Origin of the sequence: Thermanaeromonas toyohensis ToBE, assembly GCF_900176005.1 — a bacterium.
Lineage (GTDB): Bacteria > Bacillota > DSM-521 > Neomoorellales > Neomoorellaceae > Thermanaeromonas > Thermanaeromonas toyohensis.
Window position 1 is genome coordinate 1,943,570 of the sequence record NZ_LT838272.1, and the last position, 19,015, is coordinate 1,962,584.

The 19,015-nt window shown below is 46.0% G+C and carries 17 protein-coding genes and 2 riboswitches; of the genes, 6 read left to right on the top strand and 11 right to left on the bottom strand.

Features of this window, described 5'->3' with window-relative positions:
* Window positions 1-97: 97 nt before the first annotated feature.
* The 7 genes from B9A14_RS10055 to B9A14_RS10085 form a co-directional block, all read right to left on the bottom strand.
* On the bottom strand, window positions 98-1,870 hold the full coding sequence (locus B9A14_RS10055; protein WP_084665569.1) for a FapA family protein: 1,773 nt from the start codon (window positions 1,868-1,870) through the stop codon (window positions 98-100).
* A 100-nt stretch (window positions 1,871-1,970) separates the two neighbouring features.
* Window positions 1,971-2,057: riboswitch (cyclic di-GMP riboswitch) on the bottom strand.
* Between the two features lie 149 nt (window positions 2,058-2,206).
* Complete coding sequence (locus B9A14_RS10060) at window positions 2,207-3,889, bottom strand: bifunctional diguanylate cyclase/phosphodiesterase (protein WP_084665570.1); 1,683 nt, start codon at window positions 3,887-3,889, stop codon at window positions 2,207-2,209.
* Window positions 3,861-4,670, bottom strand: coding sequence for a GGDEF domain-containing protein (locus tag B9A14_RS10065; RefSeq protein WP_084665571.1), 810 nt, complete (start codon window positions 4,668-4,670; stop codon window positions 3,861-3,863). Before B9A14_RS10065 ends, B9A14_RS10060 begins: the two co-directional genes overlap by 29 nt.
* Window positions 4,667-5,182 (bottom strand): PP2C family serine/threonine-protein phosphatase, encoded by a 516-nt coding sequence (locus tag B9A14_RS10070; RefSeq protein WP_172839132.1) that lies wholly within the window; start codon window positions 5,180-5,182, stop codon window positions 4,667-4,669. The genes B9A14_RS10065 and B9A14_RS10070 overlap by 4 nt, the downstream gene beginning before the upstream one ends.
* Window positions 5,183-5,277: 95 nt before the next feature.
* On the bottom strand, window positions 5,278-5,739 hold the full coding sequence (locus tag B9A14_RS10075) for an anti-sigma regulatory factor (RefSeq protein WP_084665573.1): 462 nt from the start codon (window positions 5,737-5,739) through the stop codon (window positions 5,278-5,280).
* A 13-nt stretch (window positions 5,740-5,752) separates the two neighbouring features.
* On the bottom strand, window positions 5,753-6,106 hold the full coding sequence (locus tag B9A14_RS10080) for an STAS domain-containing protein (RefSeq protein ID WP_231967692.1): 354 nt from the start codon (window positions 6,104-6,106) through the stop codon (window positions 5,753-5,755).
* Between the two features lies 1 nt (window position 6,107).
* On the bottom strand, window positions 6,108-6,860 hold the full coding sequence (locus B9A14_RS10085) for an STAS domain-containing protein (RefSeq protein WP_084665575.1): 753 nt from the start codon (window positions 6,858-6,860) through the stop codon (window positions 6,108-6,110).
* 242 nt (window positions 6,861-7,102) lie between these two features.
* A riboswitch (cyclic di-GMP riboswitch) is annotated at window positions 7,103-7,189 on the top strand.
* A 166-nt stretch (window positions 7,190-7,355) separates the two neighbouring features.
* Here B9A14_RS10085 and B9A14_RS17745 point away from each other — a divergent pair.
* The 6 genes from B9A14_RS17745 (at window position 7,356) to B9A14_RS10115 (ending at window position 12,767) form a co-directional block, all read left to right on the top strand.
* The gene (locus tag B9A14_RS17745) at window positions 7,356-8,708 is read left to right on the top strand and encodes an HD domain-containing protein (protein WP_231967695.1); all 1,353 of its coding nucleotides are present in this window, start codon (window positions 7,356-7,358) and stop codon (window positions 8,706-8,708) included.
* 483 nt (window positions 8,709-9,191) lie between these two features.
* Complete coding sequence (locus tag B9A14_RS10095; protein ID WP_084665576.1) at window positions 9,192-9,554, top strand: helix-turn-helix domain-containing protein; 363 nt, start codon at window positions 9,192-9,194, stop codon at window positions 9,552-9,554.
* Window positions 9,555-9,702: 148 nt separating this feature from the next.
* Complete coding sequence (locus B9A14_RS10100) at window positions 9,703-10,503, top strand: flagellar motor protein (RefSeq protein ID WP_084665577.1); 801 nt, start codon at window positions 9,703-9,705, stop codon at window positions 10,501-10,503.
* A complete protein-coding gene (locus tag B9A14_RS10105) occupies window positions 10,493-11,281 on the top strand; it encodes a flagellar motor protein MotB (RefSeq protein ID WP_084665578.1) in 789 nt (262 codons plus the stop codon). The genes B9A14_RS10100 and B9A14_RS10105 overlap by 11 nt, the downstream gene beginning before the upstream one ends.
* Window positions 11,282-11,323: 42 nt before the next feature.
* The gene (locus B9A14_RS10110) at window positions 11,324-11,953 is read left to right on the top strand and encodes a DNA-3-methyladenine glycosylase (protein WP_084665579.1); all 630 of its coding nucleotides are present in this window, start codon (window positions 11,324-11,326) and stop codon (window positions 11,951-11,953) included.
* A 34-nt stretch (window positions 11,954-11,987) separates the two neighbouring features.
* Complete coding sequence (locus tag B9A14_RS10115; RefSeq protein WP_084665580.1) at window positions 11,988-12,767, top strand: hypothetical protein; 780 nt, start codon at window positions 11,988-11,990, stop codon at window positions 12,765-12,767.
* On the opposite strand, the gene B9A14_RS10120 is transcribed toward B9A14_RS10115, so the two are convergent.
* From B9A14_RS10120 to addA, 4 genes are all read right to left on the bottom strand, one after another.
* The gene (locus B9A14_RS10120; protein WP_084665581.1) at window positions 12,754-13,968 is read right to left on the bottom strand and encodes a DNA recombination protein RmuC; all 1,215 of its coding nucleotides are present in this window, start codon (window positions 13,966-13,968) and stop codon (window positions 12,754-12,756) included. The two genes, B9A14_RS10115 and B9A14_RS10120, sit on opposite strands and share 14 nt — an antisense overlap.
* 13 nt (window positions 13,969-13,981) lie before the next feature.
* Entirely contained in the window at window positions 13,982-14,875 is an 894-nt protein-coding gene (locus tag B9A14_RS10125) for a CBS domain-containing protein (protein ID WP_084665582.1), read from the bottom strand.
* The gene (locus B9A14_RS10130; RefSeq protein ID WP_084665583.1) at window positions 14,875-15,240 is read right to left on the bottom strand and encodes a hypothetical protein; all 366 of its coding nucleotides are present in this window, start codon (window positions 15,238-15,240) and stop codon (window positions 14,875-14,877) included. Before B9A14_RS10130 ends, B9A14_RS10125 begins: the two co-directional genes overlap by 1 nt.
* Window positions 15,241-15,346: 106 nt before the next feature.
* Entirely contained in the window at window positions 15,347-19,012 is a 3,666-nt protein-coding gene (gene addA, locus B9A14_RS10135; protein WP_084665584.1) for a helicase-exonuclease AddAB subunit AddA, read from the bottom strand.
* Window positions 19,013-19,015 lie beyond the last annotated feature (3 nt).

The window sequence follows — 19,015 nt, forward strand, 5'->3', positions numbered from 1 at the left end:
CTTTTTAAGTTAAAATTATCCCTTGCATTGTTTGAAGATCAAGGAGAAATTTGTCGAAAAACCGCAGGTATTTTGGCCGCCCTGAATCCAAGCTCTTTTACCTCCAAGGTATAACATCTATTTCACCTTCCGCGTTAAGGCGAAGCCTTATTTTTCTTTCTTCCCTGGTGAAGGGATAGATTCGGACACCTATTTTTACAAAACTATTTTCATAGGCATGTTCGATAGTGACTACGCCTTTTTCCTGTACCGTGACTGTACTTTTGGCTCCGCCCCGGGTGCCCAGTTCCCTTACGTACACATCCTCTCCTGCCTTTATTTCCCCGCCTCTAAAGGCGCCATGGATTATAACCTTTTTTCCTGCTTCGATATAAGAATTGTCACAACCTATACGGCTTACAGTTACGCTTCCTGAGGCGATAATTTTGGAGTTAAGCACATAGCCCACAGTCACGTTGCCGTTTTCTGTTTTGTCCTGGATTTGAATATGGCCTAGCAATTCCATAGCCTCATTGTACAGTTCCTCTATCTCTTCGATGCTGACTATGGCAAGGGGTAGGCGTACTAACTTATACTCCATGTTATTTAAAAACCGGGTGAGGGGAGGATACTCAAAGGGGAGCTTCTTGACGTACTCTCTAAGGACCTGAATAGATGCTGGAATACCAGGATACTTCCGTTCAAGCAACAATTTGACTAAAGGGCCGATGGTGCTTCCTGTGTACTTCTCTTTAAGCTGGTTGAGGGCCAGAAATAGCTCTTCTATCTGAGATGATATCCTCTTTAGGAGGGGAAGACCGTTCCTTAGGAGAGCGAACTTCTCTCCAGCGATTATAGTTGAAGCGTGGACGTTGCCCTTGATCACTACAGAATCCTGGGCTTTGATACTGGCTCCAGAAACCGTGCCCTCTATGACGGCGCTTTCTCCCGCTTCGACCCGCATCCCCTCTAGTACATTACCCTTGACTATAATATCGCCTGCAAATATGATGTGACCAGAGGACTTATCGACGTCTTCATCGTGATGCAATACATTAATGATCTTTATCTCCATTCCTCTAGGTATATGGATGGCTACCGGCCTACCTGGTTTGGCAGCTACAACTTCTAATCCTTCCTTTGTTAATGTAGTGCCCTCCCCAGCTTTCAAGGCTACATCTTGGGGTTCGGGGGGAAGGATTATATTTCCTTTTAGATCCCGGCCAGGTTTTCCAGGTTGAGCAGGATGCTTGCGGGCGAGAACCTGGCCTGGTACGGCAGAAGTATAAACAAAACGCTGGAGCAAGTCTACTTTCTCTTCCGTAGAGCCCTCTATCTTTATTTTTTCCTCTAAACTGAAAAGGAGTTCAATTTTGGCATCTTGACCAGGTTCTGGAGGGGTACCTCTAGCTATAATTACTTCTTTCTCTTCTGGGTTGACAAACAGGCTCCTTATAGTTTCCCAATCGATACCATGTACGACACCTAGTTGTCTCAGTTTATCGGTTAATTCACCCAACGTTACCGGTGATAGAACTTCCTCAATAGGTATTCCTTCTAACCTTAAGATTCGGGCCGGAGGGGAATCTTTAAGAACATATCTGATACGGCGATAGGGTTTTAATTTTAATATCGCCACCATGTTATCCGGAGTTACTTCTAGAGACCAGCTCCCTTCACTCTCTTCTGTCAAGGTAGTAACCACCACATGGTCGTGGACAGTAACAGGGATGGGCTGGTTAATCTCGAGATATTCCCGCTCGTTTACTTGTAGTTTTACTCCCGGCCCCAGGACAACAACAGGATAAGGGCCGTCAGGGGGATGGTGTACTAGAAGCTTTCCCCCTTGCAAAGCCGCATATACCGAAAGATTATCATAATAAGTGTTCATAGAATCTTTTACCCCTCCTGGCCGTCTTTAGCCGGCTGGGCCAAAAACAAAACACCAGGAGCACCCGCCTTGCACCTGGTGTGGTCGCTTTAAGGCCCCCACCGGCAACCCGGCTGCCATAGCCCTTAAAAGCCTTAGGCCCGTGGCTTTGCGCCCCCGCCTTTCGGCGGGTTTGCCCTTAAACGGTAGGTTATAAGACCCCATGATGTTTAAGTAAGCTCTCGACAGGCTCTTCTATTTAGAAGATAGCATAGTTATTGCTTGCTAATCAAGCATAATTCTACCTTAGAGTAAAGCTCCCTCTAGGATCGTCAGGCTATTTAGGGATTGGCGTCTCTAGCAGATAATCTCTGGAGAAGGCTTTCCAAAATAGTATCCCTGGCAAAGGTTTACTCCGAATCTCTTGAGTATATTACAGGCTTCTCCTGTCTCCACCCATTCAGCAATGGGTTCTATAGCTAGGCTACGCAAAAGCGCTGCAATATGTTCGACTATCAATTTACATCTGGCACTCCGTGTAATATCTCTTATCAAGGAGCCTTCTATCTTTACAAAGTAACAGTCAAACTGACGTAGGTAGAGGAAGGAAGAAAAGCCGCTGCCAAAATCGTCTAAAGCGAGCCTCATGCCTGCATTCTGCAAATGGGTAGCAAATATGTGCACCCTGCTGACATCCCTTATAGCCTGTCTTTCGGTTAACTCAGCCACTAGCCTGTCTGGTCTGATTTTATGAGACTTAAGCAGGGATAACAGTTTAGGTACAAGGTCTTCGCGCTCAACCTCCTGCAGGGCAAAGTTGACAAAGATCAAATATTCGGTATCTGTCTGGGTAACTTTCCAAAGGGCTTTTTCTAAGCACCTCTCCGTGAGGCTGTGTATAATATTTATGTCTTCGGCAAGTTCCGCAAAGGCTGCTGCCGGGAATATGCGGCCTTGATACTGGATTCTGGCTAGCACCTCGTAGCCTATGATATTTCCAGTTTCTATATCCACAATGGGTTGAAAATAAGGGATTACTCCTTCCGGTTTCTGGATAGCTTCCCTTAAGATAAGGCTTTTTTCGTGAAGCAACGTCAGATCTGTTGTTCCTGCATTTACATCTAGTATTACCGTCCGATTCTTTCCTAAGCGCTTAGCTTTTAGAGTAGCCATCTCCGCAGCGGCTAAGAGGTCGTTGGCAGCCGTCCCATGTAGAGGGTAGCAAGATATACCGATGCTCACCGTGACCCCAAACTCTTCCTCGATAGGTCGTTGCTGCTCTACAATTTGCCGAAAACTTTCAGCCATAGATAGAATCTCAGGGGTGTCTCTGCCTAGGACTATTACTCCAAAAGAATTACTCCCTGTCCTTGCCAATATACTCCCAACAGGAGCAAAGACTTCCTTCAAAACCTCAGCTACTACTCGTAGAACAGCATCACCTACTGCATATCCATAAAGATCATTGATTACCTTCAAGTCATCTACATCAGCCCAAATAAGAATGAGATTTTCTTTGTGATGTTTGGCGTATTCTAGGGCCGTATCCAATTCTCTTTGAAAGTGTTCGCGGCTTAGAAGGCCGGTCAAGGGGTCTGTTTCGGAAAAGATTTTTAACATCTTTAGCGCCTCATCGTGATATCCTAAAGATACACATCCTAGTTCTAGCATGGCCCCTACAAGGAGGTCCTTTATGTCCTGCCCGTTTCCTAACGAACGATGAGTACGAATATAGTCGTTAATAAAGGTATCGGCTAAAGCTATCAATTCCCGCAATACTTGCTCATTGGGTATCTCCTGGGTATACAAGAGACGTCCAATGTCTACAGCCTGTTGACAGGCATCCAGAAAGCAGGAAATATCACGTACGGACTGGTGGATTTTCTCAAGCAAAACCCTGAGGTTCGAACTCAATTCGGGATTTAAAGGGGTACCTTCATATTTTCCTTGAATTATACCTAAAAGTTCAGCGAGGAAATTCTTAGAAAGCATAAATTTGTACCTACAAACCTCACTTTCCACCTTCAAGTTTATTTTCATCGGCACAAACTACTTTATTTTTACCCTCCCTTTTAGCCCTGTACATAGCTTCGTCAGCACGGGCGATAAGCTCGTTTACAGATATAGCCCCTTTACCCTGGTATTCTACTGCACCTATACTTACAGTTATGGTAGTCTCAACCTCTGGGACTAAGGCGGTAGTGGCGATCTGGGTTCGTATCCTTTCTAAAGCGATCTGGGCTTTGTCTAGGTTTGTTCCTGGCAAAATAACCAGGAATTCTTCTCCACCGTAGCGGATGACTTTATCGCCGCCCCGCAAGCTTTTCTTTATAATTTTTGCTGCCGTACGCAGAGCTTCGTCGCCTACGTAGTGACCGTATCTATCATTTAATGCTTTAAAGTTGTCTAAATCTACCATGGCTATTACTAGAGGGGTATTTTTTTCTTGAGATTCCTTTAGTAGCTGATTGAGTAATGGATAAAGCGCTAGCCGGTTGTAAAGCCCTGTTAAGGGATCATGCTCAATACGGTCTTTAAGCTGGAGAAGAAATGTATCTATGACTACAAGGATCTGAGCCAGAAATTCCGTAGCCCTGTCGATGTAGATCCATTGGATAGAATCGCTATCCCGGCGGATACCCATAATCTCGCGCAAGGCTCTAGTGTGAATATCTAGGATATTCGCTGCTTGTACATGATTATCGTCGAGCTCGTGGGTAAGATCCTGGTAGGCTTCCAGAAGGACCCCTTCTGTCCCTCCTTCACAAACATACCGCTCTAAGTAGTTTTTATAGGTGTTATAAAAATCTTGTGATATCAAGATTGTCCCCACCTCCTCCCAATAAGGATACTGGCGTCATCTTCCTCAATACCGTAATCTTTTAGGATACCCTTAGCTAATTCCATTCCTTCGTTAGAGATGAGCAGGTGTTCCTTCGAAGGAACAAAGCTTCGCCTTATTCCATCCGAACATATCCAAAGGGTAGAATTAGGCCGCACTCTTATTTCCCGGGTTATCGGCAAAAGCTTTCGAGCTCCCACGACACCTGGCTGGGCATATAATACTTCTATTTTTCCTGGTTCTTGGAAAACCCAGCCGCGCATGTTTCCTACCATAATATAAGTTACCACTGGACCTGAAAAAGAGCCAAGAAAAAGAGCACAGCCCCTGTGGCGGGCTGCAGTAGTTTCTAACTTTGCAAATAGTATCCTTAAGTTTTCCTCATGTTTGCGCATCACATTTAAAAGCTCGAGGGCACATCGGTGAGCTTCCTCCCCGTGGCCGAGGACATCTATAACCGAGGTAATAAGAGTATTTTGCGCTGCAAACATATAGCAGAGGTCGCCCCCGACTTTATAACCTGCCTTTGGTCTCCAAGAGCTCCATAAGCTCCATCCATGGGCGTGCAGATCTTGGGAAGATAATTTCAAAACTTGCGCCTCCTTTTTGCTGTGATAACTACTGTGCCCTTGCCCACTTTAGAATAGATAGTAAAGGAATCCATGAGGCGCTTTACACCTGAAAGTCCTATGCCTAGGCTGCGCTCATAGGTAGTGTATTCTCGGGTAAGAACTACCTCCACATCAGGGATGCCCGGGCCGCGATCAGCAGCGATGACTTCTATGCAGGGGCCCTCCTTCTCTTCTTTTTTCCTTATCATTATTCGTCCTTGGCTAGCGTAGCGATATATATTGCGGGCCAGCTCGGAGACAGCGGTAGCGATTTTAGTAACATCAGCTAGCGAAAATCCCGTTTCCTGGGCTAGTTGTTTTGCCATCTGCCTGGCTATCGCTATATCCTCTTCGCGGGTTATACGGACCACCACATCAAATTCATGTCCAGGATTATCCAGGATGGCTTCTATTTTGTCTACCTTATCTGAAGCCACTTCTTATCCACTCCTATAGGGAACTAGCCAACACTAAAGCATGTTCCAGATCTCGAGCTACTGTGAGCTCCTCCAATACTATACCCATTTGGGCTAGGGTTAGGGCTACTGGAGGCTGGATGCCGCACAAGATGGTGCGGCATCCCATAAGTCTAGCCATGGCAGCGGTCTCAGAGAGGGTATAGGAAATATAACTATCTATCACTTCAACCATACGGACATCAAGAATTATAGCTTTGGCCCTGGTGCGCTCAATTTCATCCATGAGCTGCTGCTGTAGTTTCCCTACTGTCCGGTCATCTAGATCTATCTGGATAGGCACTAATAAGAAATCAGCTATTCTAAGGACGGGTACTACTTTTTCCAAGCTAGGAGACCTCCTCCTCGCTATTCTCATAGACCTTACTTCCAGCCAAGGTTAAAGCGAGGTGGCGTCGTTTTCTAGCTTCTTCCATGGTAATGGCAATACCACGCCGTAGGGCATCCTCTAGGTCACGAGCGATAGAGACCATCCGGAAATCGACGCCTAGCTTGACCAGGGTATGAGCAACCTCCGGCTTAATACCGGTAAGTATCACTTCTGCCCCCAGTAGTCTTATGGCATTAAACATTTCTATTAAGAATCCACCTACTACTGTATCGATCATGGGTACACCAGTAACATCTACTATAACAACTTTAGCACGAGCCGAGCTTACTCGATTTAACAATTTTTCCGCTATATCTTGGGCCCTCTGGCTATCGATGTTCCCAATCATGGCTACCAGCAGCATATCTGTCCATATCCGGATTATGGGGGTGGCGAGTTCAGAAAGCATCTGTCTTAACTGGGAGAGTGTTTCTCTTTGTTCCTGGCGTAAGCTTGCTGAAACTTTGATAGCCTGCTGCATTACCTCAAGCACAGGATATTCTGGTATCTCTTGGGTTATATGTATAAGCTTTTCGGTTACCTGCTCTTCGCCTAATTCCTCTATCAACTCCCGGAGTGCTCGCGAGAGACTAGTTTCCTTTTCTTTTTCCTTTAAATTAGAAAGGGGTATCTCTACTAATTGTCTCCATAGTGCCACGTCACCTGTATTGGCGAGTTTCTTAATTAGTTCTTCGGCCTTATTCATACCCATTTTTTTCTTCCCTCCATATTAAGCAAGGTCATCATAAAAAATTAAAAAAATGTTTGGAGACCAATTTTAGACTTAATTCTACACCAAACTCTTTATTCCTCCTCAAGTTATTGCCTTGAAACCCGTTTGCTTTTAGGCCCGACTAGGCTTTCGCTAGGAAAAACTAGGGATTTGTTAGGAGGAAAGGTTATTGCTATACAGTGGATTGTATGATATGTTAAAGATGAACCTAAATACCGCCCCTCTGTTAAGGGCAAACCCGCCGAAAGGCGGGGGCGCAAAGCCACGGGCCTAAGGCTTTTAAGGGCTATGGCAGCCGGGTTGCCGGTGGGGAGGAGTTTATACTTTTACTAAAGCTTCTAGTAAGTTAGGCTGTTAAGTTAAATATATTAAATATATTCGTTCTGGCTCCCCACCAGGGTTGGTATTTATGCCTGGTGTATTTTTTTCATTAACCTAAACTATTTTAGGGTTTGGGGTGATAGGAGTAAATTTATGGAAAGAAGGAAATATGTGCCCATGCCTAAAGTTAAAGAGGAGAGCCTCCTATCCGAAATAGCGAACATAATGATCAGCACAGGAAGCTATATAGTTCAAGTAGAAACCCAAACGGGGGAGCCGATAGGATGGATCGACGTCTTAGATCTGCTTAGAAGTTATGTTGATATTCCTCAACGTGAGGGTCTGAAAGCCAGGGACATCTGTAGACCCATAGAGGCCTCCGACCATTTAGATGTAGAAACTGCTGGTGAAGAATTGAGCCAATGGCTTATACGAGATGGCCGTGTTCTCCCTTACTTTATCTCTCCAGATAAAAGTACAAGCGGCCTGCTTCTTGCCAGTGAAATTATGGCTGAGTTATTGGGCTTAAAGGAGCAAGAAACCCAAAAACGCCAAGCAGCAGAAAGGGCGTATCAAGAACTGGGTGAGCAAGTACCTCTAGGGATAGCCTTAGTAGATAGCGAAGGACATCTTTTCTATGCTAATGCTTTAGCCCAAAGGGTTATAAATGGTGCAGGAATGGTACCCCAGGATCTGCGCGAGTTAGCCTCTTCAGGTAGATCCAAGATAGTTAAATTAGATAATCGCCATTACCGCATAGGTACCCGTAAAATGAAAATGGAACCCACCAGGGCTCCAGAAGATTACTCTTTCTTGGTCATTTTTACAGACGTTACCACAGAATATAATCTGGTAGAACAGTTAAGGAGTGCCAGAGAGGAAGCGGAACTAGCCCTAGCTGTGATGTTACCAGACCAGCGCATCACCTTAAGACTCCAGTCTATTGTGGAATATACAGATACATATGATCCTCAGACGGGTAAAATCAAAATCACAGGTGTAATTTCTCAAGGGGTATACCGGCACGTCATAAACATATTGAGACTCATTGCTGATACCTTTCGGCAAGGGTTAATGGAGTTACCTGGGATGGAAAAGAATACCCTGGTCACCGCAGCTATATTCCATGATCTCGCCAAGGTGCAGCCAGAGCTTAAAATAGGAGATTTGGTTGTCCCTCAGGAAACCTTTGAACAAGGATATCTCCATGCTTTTAGGGGGGCAGCTTTAGCAGAAGGAATCTATCGCTTGAGCCCAGAAATAGTGGAGATAATAAAATATCACCATCATAATGAAGAAGATTTGCCTTCAACTTTTCCAAATCATCTTCTGCCTATGTACCGCTTTTTTAGGCTTATCGATGGACTCTCTGCCGCCATAACCCGGCGAAACGCTACAGTAAAGATAACTGTAAACGGGAGCAGGCTTTCAGTGATTGAGAATAATCCTGTGCCTTGTTACAATCGCTCTTTTGTTTTTGACCTTTATAGTGGAAAGACATACTAGAAAAACCGCTAAGGTAAGGCTAGAAGCTTAAGCCCAAGGACCAGTTACCAGTGGTATATGCTCCCTTCAGCTACTCCTCCACGTTCGCCTCCTACCTAGTTACCTGCCTTTCCTTTCTCCTTCTCTTATCCCTAACACCATCCCTAACCATCGAAGAGGAGAAGCAGAAAAGTTACTGCCTTTGAAACTCGAGCTAGGCCATAAAAATGATTGCCCAAGGAGGAAAAGACTGTTATTTCAGGTAATGTTCTAAAAGGGGAGGCATCGAATTTAAGGTTCCTAGGTGCCCTGCTCGTTTTTTTATAATGTGAGGTACATAAGCCATTTCCCCTTATCGATAGTAACTACTTCCGCTAATCCCTGTCAAGGGCAGAAAAAGGGGGATTAAGGGAAGTTTAAGTGTTTATTTTGGCATTTTAGACATAATTTCTATTTATTACAAACTAAAACGACAAAAAATATAACAGGAGGTTTATAATCATTATGATAGGTAAGCGTTTGCGGTTTTATCGACAAAAAAAGCGATTAACTTTGAAGGATGTAGAAGAGATAACTGGATTGCATGCCACTACCATCTCTGGATACGAACGTGGGATACGTGAACCCTCGTATAAAGTTTTGCGCACTTTGGCTAAGGTCTATGACATCCCGGTAGCTTATTTGCTTTTAGAGGAAGAAGAAATAATGGAAGTAATACCTTCGGAGATAAAAGAGCTTGTAGCTCTTATAGAGAAGCGGCCCGAGATTGGAGAGTTTATAGAGGAAATAAAAAATTACCCCCAGTCTCTGGTCAGGGAGCTGCGGCATGTTCTCCAGAGGATAAGGCGCCTTTCCTTACCTAAATAAAAATTGCTTCGTTAATGCCTGGTTTTTTTGGTTATTGAGTTTCCGATAAAGTTCCTTCCTTTTGTGCAGGAAGTGTGAGGCAAAATGTCGAAAAAGATGGCCTAAAACATTTAATTAAAGGATTTTAAGTAAGGGGGTAGGTTTTGCCTTGGACATTCTGGTTCCAGTCGGTATGCTCATAGGCTTTGGTTCGTTGCTTATGGCTTTCCTCCTGGAGGGAGGGCACTTAACTTCCCTAGTGGGTGTCTCCCCTTTTCTTATTGTGTTTGGAGGGACCATCGGGGCCACCCTTATAGGTTTGGGGTTAGAGGAAGTACGTTCTCTTCCTGGGCTCCTCAAGGCCGTCCTAGCCAATAAAAAATATGATCTCATGGAGACCATTGAACGCTTAGCAGAGTATGCAGTTATAGCCCGTAGGGAAGGATTCCCAGGGTTAGAGAAGCAACTGGAGGACACAACCGAGCCTTTTTTGCGCACGGCTTTACAGCTTGTGGTGGACGGCACGGATCCCGAATATACTAGAGCCATATTAGAGCAGTACATATACACTACCTCGGAACGCCACGCTAAAGGGGTAAAAATATTTGAAGCCGCTGGCGGATATGCCCCTACTATGGGGATCATAGGTACGGTGATGGGGCTGATACACGTGCTTAGCAATATCAGCACTCCTGACAAACTCGGGCCTTCGATAGCTTTAGCTTTTGTGGCCACCCTTTACGGTGTTTCTACTGCCAACCTTATATGGTTGCCTATAGCAGCTAAGCTTAAGGCCAAGTCTGACAAAGAAAGGATTTACCAAGAGTTGGTAGTTGAGGGTGTACTGGCCATCCAGGCCGGGAAGAGCCCCACTGCTCTGCGAACTGCATTGTTAGCCTTCCTGTCTCCTGGCAAGCAGCAACAGATGCAAAGGCAGCCTGTAAAGGAGGCTCAGATGGGTGAGGTATAAGAGGGCAACAGAAGAAGGCCACGACAATAAAGAGAGATGGCTTCTGACCTATTCAGATCTTATAACCTTGCTTATGATCTTCTTTGTGGTGATGTACGCCATAAGCGACACTAATACCAAGAAACTTGCTGCCCTCGCCCATTCTTTAACCCGAGCTTTGATAGGAACACAGGCTTCAGGGATCTTCCAGGGAGAAGGTGCCAGTGTGGTCCCTGGGATCCCGGAGATCGGCCCAGCCCAGGGTTCTACAGAGGCAGCTCCAAATGAAGGAGAGAAGGGGGCTGCTTCCCCCAGTTTGGACCAAGTAGCCCAAGATTTGGGGAAATTGGTGAGCGCTTCTGGACTGGGCCAGCAGATCACCATCACTCAGGAGGAGCGGGGCGTAATTGTGAGGATGGCCGAGACTGTACTGTTTCCTAAAGGTTCTGCCGAGCTTACTCCCCAAGCGCGGGAACTTATAAGTAAGGTAGGGAAAATGCTCGCACCGTTACCTAATTACTTGCGTATAGAGGGTCACACAGATAATCTCCCCATTTATAACGTTAATTTTAGAACCAATTGGGAGCTGGCTGCTGCCCGAGCCCTGACTGTGTTGCATGTGCTAGTCAACGAGAGTGGTATCAGTCCTGAGCGGCTTTCTGCTACAAGCTATGGTGAGTTCCGCCCTTTGGTACCTAACGATAGCGAAGAGAATATGGCCAGGAATCGGCGGGTGGATATAGTAATACTTAAAGAGAACTTCAACGCTGTAGAACCTCACCAAGAGGCTAAACAGTGAGTATAACTCAGGAAAGGCCTTCTAGGGAGGGAAAATCCCTAAATGCCGCTTAAGAAGGATGAAGTCAATGTGGGGCTAAAGCCTTGGGAGCAAGCTCCCTTAGGCTATGATTTCTTCGCCCGCGACACCCGAAAGGTAGCCCTTGAGCTTTTGGGTACCTATATGGTCCATTTTTCTCCGGAAGGGGTTACTGCCGGCAGGGTTGTGGAGACGGAAGCTTATCTTGGACCCTCTGATCCGGCCTGCCATTCGGCCCGCGGGCGGACGGAACGGAATGCTGTTATGTTCGGTCCAGCAGGTTTCGTCTATGTATACTTGATTTACGGTGTCCATTACTGTATTAATATAACTACAGATAAGCCAGAAATCCCTGCCGCGGTACTTATAAGGGCCCTTGAGCCTGTGGCTGGTCTTGAGCTTATGCAGCGCCGGCGGGGAACCCATAAACTTAAAGAGCTGTGCCGGGGGCCGGGGAGGTTGGCTCAAGCCATGGGGATTACCCGCGACCTTAACGGGACCAGCGCCATAGAAGGTCCTATACGTTTTTACCCTCCCCTACCAGGGGACCCCCGAGCTGATATAGTTGTAGCTCCCAGGATAGGTATCCGTGAAGCTACAGATTGGCTCTTAAGGTATTACGTCCGTGGGAGTCCTTTCGTATCTTATAAGTAAAAAACCCTTCTTTTCTTTAAGGGGGAAGGCCTTAATGGAGCCGCAAGACCTTGATTTTTTGGTACGCGCGGTGGTTGATAAAAGGAACGACCATGAAAAAGTTAAAGAAATAATCCGGGATAAAGAAGACTTTATTGAAATCATGCTAGAAGATCCTAAACTGTTCCGCAAGCTTTGGGAAAAACAAGAGGAGCTGATTTTTATTTCCCCTTACTTTCTTTTTAATATTCTCCTCCGTCAGGTACGCCGCGACTTAAAAAATATAACTTATATGTATGAAGGCCATGGCCACATGCGGCTTCCAGTTTTTGATGCCCCAAAGGTAAAGAAAATTTTGGATGATGATTCTATCCTCTCCTATCTTGCTGAGCTTTTAAGTTCTTTTACCCGTACGCAAACTTTTACTTTAATTTATCGCCTAGGCCCTAAGTTATATCGCCGGGCCTTAAGCAGTATAGACTTAGACGATCTTATTTTTCTTGCGGGAATAGTGGACGAAAGATACCGCTTTGAGTTGAACCGGCGCGTAGGTGACCTGGCTTTATTTATAGCAGGCATGTTTCCAGAATATATAAAAGAGGCCGGGCGGCCAGTGCCCTGGTCAAAGAAGATACCGCGGAGCCTAGAAAATTACCTGGAAGTAGGCCGGTATTACTATACCCTAGCCAGTGAACATCCGTATGCCTCGGAATTGGGCTTGCGCGATGTCTTAAGCGTTTTAGCGGAAAACGTATCTTCTGTCCAAAAAGCTTTGAGTTGGCTATCAGAGAAATACATCGGACCCAAGCGGTCCCTCTGGTTTAATACATTTTAGGCAGGTCGCGGGGAACGGTATCTACTTCGGTTAATTCCTTTATCTCCCGCTGGAGACGGGCTAGGCCCAATTCCTTTAACCGACGGGCGCTGGGGAGTAGTCTACTCTGCCAGGAACCTACTGCCGCATTATATGCATTTACTGCCAGCTTAAGGCCGCGGTGGATTTCTTCCAAATGTTCAGCAAAGGCAGAGGCGCGCTCGAAGAGCTCCTGGCCAGTCTGGATCACCTTCTCCGCGTTTTCTGTAGCCTGGCGTTGTTGCCATCCTAAAGCCACAGCCTTAAGAAGGGCTACCAGGGTTATAGGTGTGGCCATTAACACACGTTTTTGTAGGGCTTCTTCAATAAGCCCTGGTACCTGTTCTACCGCAGCCGCAAAATACGATTCTCCCGGTAAAAATAGAATTACAAAATCTAGACTATTGAACTGGCTTTGATATTCTTTAGAGCTTAACTGGGAGATAGAAGATTTTACTGCTTGAGCGTAGCGAGCTAAGGCCTCCTTCCGGCTACTTTCCTCTTCGGCTTCTATAGCCTCTAAGTACGCATCGAGGGGAGTCTTAGCATCGACTATTATTACGCGGTTATTTGGTAGATAAATTATCAGATCGGGCCTAAGCCGGGAATCATTTGATGTGGTCTGGACAGCAAAATCGCAGTAAGGAGATAACCCGGCCAGCTCTATTACGCGCTGCAAGGTTATTTCTCCCCAGCGGCCCCGCACCTTGGGAGTGCGGAGAGCGCTTACTAGCCGCTGGGTTTCCTTTTGCAACGCTTCTTGAGCTTTCCCCAGCTCTTCGAGCTGCCGGCTTAAGTTCCCATAAGCCTGTTGACGGGCGTTCTCTAATTCTTGAAGTCCTTTTTGATAGCGTTCCAAGGTTTCCCGTAAGGGGGTGAGCAGAGCCTCTATGGCTTGTTGGCGATGGGAAAGCTCCCCTTGGGCGGCAAGGATCTCTTTATCGAGGATTTGCTTAGCTAGGGTTATAAAAGATTCACTATTGTTCTTTAAGGCTTCAGCGGCTAGGGATTTAAAGTAAGCAGTAAACCTTTCTTCTAATTTTTGCGTCTGGGCAAGTAAAGTTTCCGCCTGCACCCGTGCTACCCGTTCCTTTTCTAGCCTCTTAAGGCTAGTAATAAGAGCGAACAATCCTCCTACTAGGAAACCTAGTACAAAGCTCAGCCCAAACTCGCCGATTTCCATACACTATTATCCTTTACCCCAATATTCGTTCACAACAATTAAAGGGTGTTGCCCTAAGTTCAATGGTGTCAGCCACAAAAATCGGCGTGTTAAGTTTTTTGGCTTTAGCTGAGGCCAGGCTGGCCATGTTGACCAGATGCTTGATAATATATCCCGGATTTTCGGTAAGGTTACGTAGGCCGGAACGCCGGCCTCCTGAAATTCCAGCTGAAAGAGTAATGGTCACCGGGCAGGGCCATTTTTCCTGGGCTACTGCGCTTATTATTGTTTCCGCTAATTCTTTGGCTTTGGCCAAGGAGCGGGTCGTAACGATAGCAAACTCATCCCCCGCGTAACGGCATAGTGTATCTTGCTTAATATCGATTACAGTGTTTAAAATTTCTGCTGTACGGCGGAGTATAATGTCACCGTAGACATGGCCGTATTCTTTATTTATTAGGCCGAAGTTGTCAATGTCTAAGAAGATTATGGCTATCTCATAGCCGCCTTCTAAAAGTTCCACTGCCTTTTGGTAAAATATTTCTGCTTTGTATAGAGTAGTAAGAGGATCTACATATTTTCCGACTTCTCCCATCACTTGGGCTTTAGTGATGACCCCTAGAACAGTTTTTCCATCAGTCACTACTAGTCGCTCGATTTGATGCTGCAGAAGAAGATTATAAGCCTCCCACAGGGAGGCAGATGGCCGGATAGTGATTACTTTTTTAGTCATAGCATCGGCCACAAGCCTATTGGGGTGGGAGCGCCGGATATCCCGGGAAGTGATGATCCCGACCAGTTTACCTTCATCTACTACAGGAAGGCAACCAATATGATGTTGCTCCATAATGGCAGCAGCCAAACGGACACTGGCCGAAGAAGGGATAGTGTAGAGCTTTTCGCTGAGGAGGTGCCTTATGGATAGCACTAAAAGGTCACCGCCCTCCGGACATGAATAGAGATTTTTACCTGGGCCTTCATTACCATCTGTTCATCGGCTATACGGCTACCTTCCTCCATAATCAGGGGGAGGAGTTTTTCCTTAGGGATAAGCTTTAGGAGAGACTTTTTTATTACTATGGCTTCGAAGATGTCGTCCTCTACCTCTACTACTTCATATTGCTCCGGAGATACAGCATCCACCATGCGCCTTACAGCTTCCGGTCCTACAGGAGCCTTTTTTCCTACCAGGAGCACATCTTGGACTGGTGGTATTTCGAATTCCGAGATCTTGATAATGATTTCAGCCCTACGGTCGAAGTCGAGGGAGCCACTGTTTTCTCGCGGAAGCAATTACGAAAGCCCCTTTCCCTAATCTTTCCCTTGTAGAATAGTTTGACACAAATTTACTAGCTCGACAAGTTATTTTTCCTCTATAGATTATGCTTTATTATGCTTTTTATGGGCAACGTACAGCGATTCCTCCCTCAAAGAAGTAAAGGTATTTATCTTTGACCTTCTGGCCATAAATTGCTTCCACTGCTAACGCATAGAACTCAAGCTGCTTTTTATATTTGGTTACTGCTATTTCAATGGGAGCACCTTCTAGCCTTTCTGCCTTATAATCGATAAGAAGCCACCCCTCGTCTTCATAAGCCAGGCAGTCTATTATCCCTTGAAGCACAACTTTTTCTTTAAAACCTTCTTCCCCCAGTTCTGGGTAAAGCTTATTAGCTGGCAACCCCAAGGTAAAGGGGACCTCGCGCTCAATTATTTTGGCGGCCAAGACGCGCTTACCCAGCTGGCTTTGGAAGAATTTAGCTATACTTTCTAAGGAGACAGAGGCAGCCTGCTCAGGGGTTAGGATTTCACGTTCTACCATGGCTTGTATCTGTTTAGATAATCCTAAAGGGGTAAGGTCACCCCGCAAATCCAGGTGCTGCATTACAAGGTGGAAGGCGCTACCTACTTCTAAAGGAGAAAGGTCTTTGCTTTGAGAGATAAATCGAGGCTTACGTTTTACAAAAGGACGCGGAAAGGGTTCTTCAGGCAATTTTTTTAGGTCGCTCACTGTCACCTTAGAAGGTAGGCTACAGGCTTTATAGTAGGGATATACCCAACTTAACGCCCCGGCAACCTCCTCCTTACAGGATGAAGACGTAGGGATAGGCGTAAGGTTCTGTAAGGAGGTAAGGAGAATGGAGTTGGAATTAGAATATGTTTCTTGTTCTAGAGATCTGGTAAGATCCTGGGGACACCATATCGATATTTGCCAGGAAGAAGGATCTTTCGCCAAGGGAGAAGAGGCTAAACTTATTCCTCCTGCTTCTTTCCTTAAAGGTTCCCCGTCTCGGTGGCGGGCCACGGCAGGTACTATCCAGTCAAGATAGTTCTTAGCTTCGAGAAGCATGGTGCCGGGGAACCGGATATCACTAAAAGTAGCCCAGCGGCACCAGGTACGGATCTTTCCTTCCCACCCGCGTACAGAACCCACCAGGATAAGCTTTTCTTTGGCGCGGGTAAGGGCTACATAAAGTATCCGGAGCTCTTCGGCCAGGGCTTCTCTATGTAGCCGGTTGCGCGTAGCTAAATACATTAAAGTAGGATAAACTAGGCGTTTTTCCGGTTCAACGATCTCGATACCTACTCCTAAGTCCTTATGGATAAGGATATTTCGATACAAGTCTTTAAAATTAAATTGGCTCCCCAGTCCCGCTACTATAACCACCGGGAATTCCAAACCTTTACTTTTATGGATGCTCATTAGACGTACCACGTTTTCTTTTTCACTTAAAGGCTGAGCCTCAACCATATCTTCCCCTTTTTCTTGTAAACGCTCTACAAAGCGTAGAAACCCTCCAAGGCCTCGCCAGGAAGTTTTTTCATATTGCTCGGCCCTAATTATCAAGGCTTGAAGGTTGGCTTGCCGCTCTTCACCCCCGGGTAACGCACCTACGAAGTCGTAATAGCCCGTCTCGCGAAAGACCCTCCAGAGAAGGTCCGCAAGTCTTCCACGTCTAGCCAGGGTGCGCCAGTGTTCTAGTTTATGCCAAAACTCGGTTAAGCGCCGGGCCAGTTCATCCTGTCCAGAATGTATCATGGTAAGTACTGCGCTGACAAAGTCGCCATTTGGCTTTAAGAGCCGGATACGGGCTAGATCCTTAGCATTTAAGCCCACTATAGGGGAGCGCAGGACAGAAGCTAAAGGGATATCTTGAAGGGGGTTATCTATTAGTTTTAGGAGGGAAAGTATGGTGGCTACCTCTGGGGTAGAAAAATACCCTTCCCCTGTGTCAGTATGAACTGGAATGCCCGCCAGCATTAGTTCCTCAAGAAAAATATTGCTTTTCCCTTGGGGGGAGCGCAAAAGAAGGGCTATATCCCGGTAACTTAAAGGCCGGAAGGTGCAAGTTTTTTCGTCCCACACCCAAGAATCTTTTATAAGCTCCTTTATGCGCTGCGCAATAAGTCTGGCCTCACCTTGGAGATGGTCGATTTCTTCTTCCGCTTCTTGAGAACTTTCGCCTTTTATAAGGTGTAACTCTACTGGTCCAGCCAGGCAGCCTCGGCTTTGGGGGTAGCTTGCCCCAGGCCTTAATTCGGCTGAAGCGTCATACTCGATCTCTCCTAAGGGTTGTGTCATAATCTGGCGGAAAAGAAAGTTAATAGCGTGAAGGATCTCTGGCCTGCTCCGGAAGTTGGTGGTTAGGTTTACCTTATGGTTAGGAGAACCAGGATCAGTAGAGTAGGTCAAAAGCTTCTCCCCGAATAGGGCCGGTTCTGCCCACCGGAAGCGATAGATGCTTTGCTTAATATCACCTATGAGTACAAGATTTCCGTGGCCGCTACCCTGGCGGGAAACTAACTGTAAGATGATCTCTTGTAAAGGATTAATATCTTGATATTCGTCTACCAATACTTCCACGAAGTTTTCCTTAAGCTCCCAAGCCAGGGTAGAAGGTATGAGGTTTTTGGGGGTAGATGAAGGAGCTAAGAGAAGATTTAAGGTATAATGTTCCAGGTCTTGGAAATCAACCAGACCTTGAGTTTCCTTGGCTTCTTGATAAGCTTTTCCAAAGGTTCGTACTAAGTGTACTAGTGTTTCTACCAAGGGCTTAAGCTGGTGGAGAGCTCTTAAGGTAAAGGACGTATTATGATTAAAGTAGCTTTTCTGCCAGCGCTTAAATTTTTCTCGGTATTCCTGGCGGAGCCAAAGGATCGTTTCTTTGCTTTCTTTAGAGCCCTTTTTAGGAGAATGCCTTAGCTGGGGAAAGCAGATTTTTTGGCCTGTAAGGCAAAACTCCTCCCAGGAACATTGGCTTGCGCGGAGCAACCTGTTTAACTCGTTTAAATCTTGTTCTAAGGTTTCTATGTAGGAACTTAAGCCTGGGGAGGTACATGCGAGATTCAAGGCTTCTTCGGCCATCCTGATTAGATCCTTTATCTCCTGGGCAAGGGTTTCTTTTAAGGAACGCACCCAGGGGAGTTCATCAAGCTTTTGGGTTTGCTCGTTTACAGTGAAACTGGACAAGAGTTCCTCCAGCCAATGATCTGGCCAGGGATGGGTACGGGAGAAGATATACAGCCTAAGGATTAAGTCTTGGAGGAGGGAATCGTCCTTTTCCCCTCCAAAGTCATCTACTAGCTCTGCGAAGATATCAGCTCCTTCTCCTACTTGTGCATACTCTTTTTCCAGCACCCGTTCTAATATCTCCTGCCGGAACAAGGAAGCTTCTGCCTCCCCCATTACCCGGAAGGAAGGGGGTAACGGGAGAAGATAAAAATACTGGCGTAGAAGATCAAGACAAAAAGAGTGAAGGGTGGTGATGTTAGCCTTTTCTAATAAAAATAGCTGGCGGCGCAAGTGCCTAGAGGAAGGATTTTGAGTTAAAGCTTGGCTTAGGGCCTGAGCGAGCCGCTCACGCATTTCCGATGCGGCCGCCTGGGTAAAGGTGACTACTAGAAGCCGGTCAATATCTACTTTCTCTCCAGGGTTTAACAGGCGATTAATTATTCGTTGTATCAGTACAGAGGTTTTTCCAGTTCCTGCTGCAGCGGATATGAGAAGATTACAGCCCTTTATATGGATCGCTTCTAGTTGTTCTTTAGTCCAGCGGCTGTTCATACA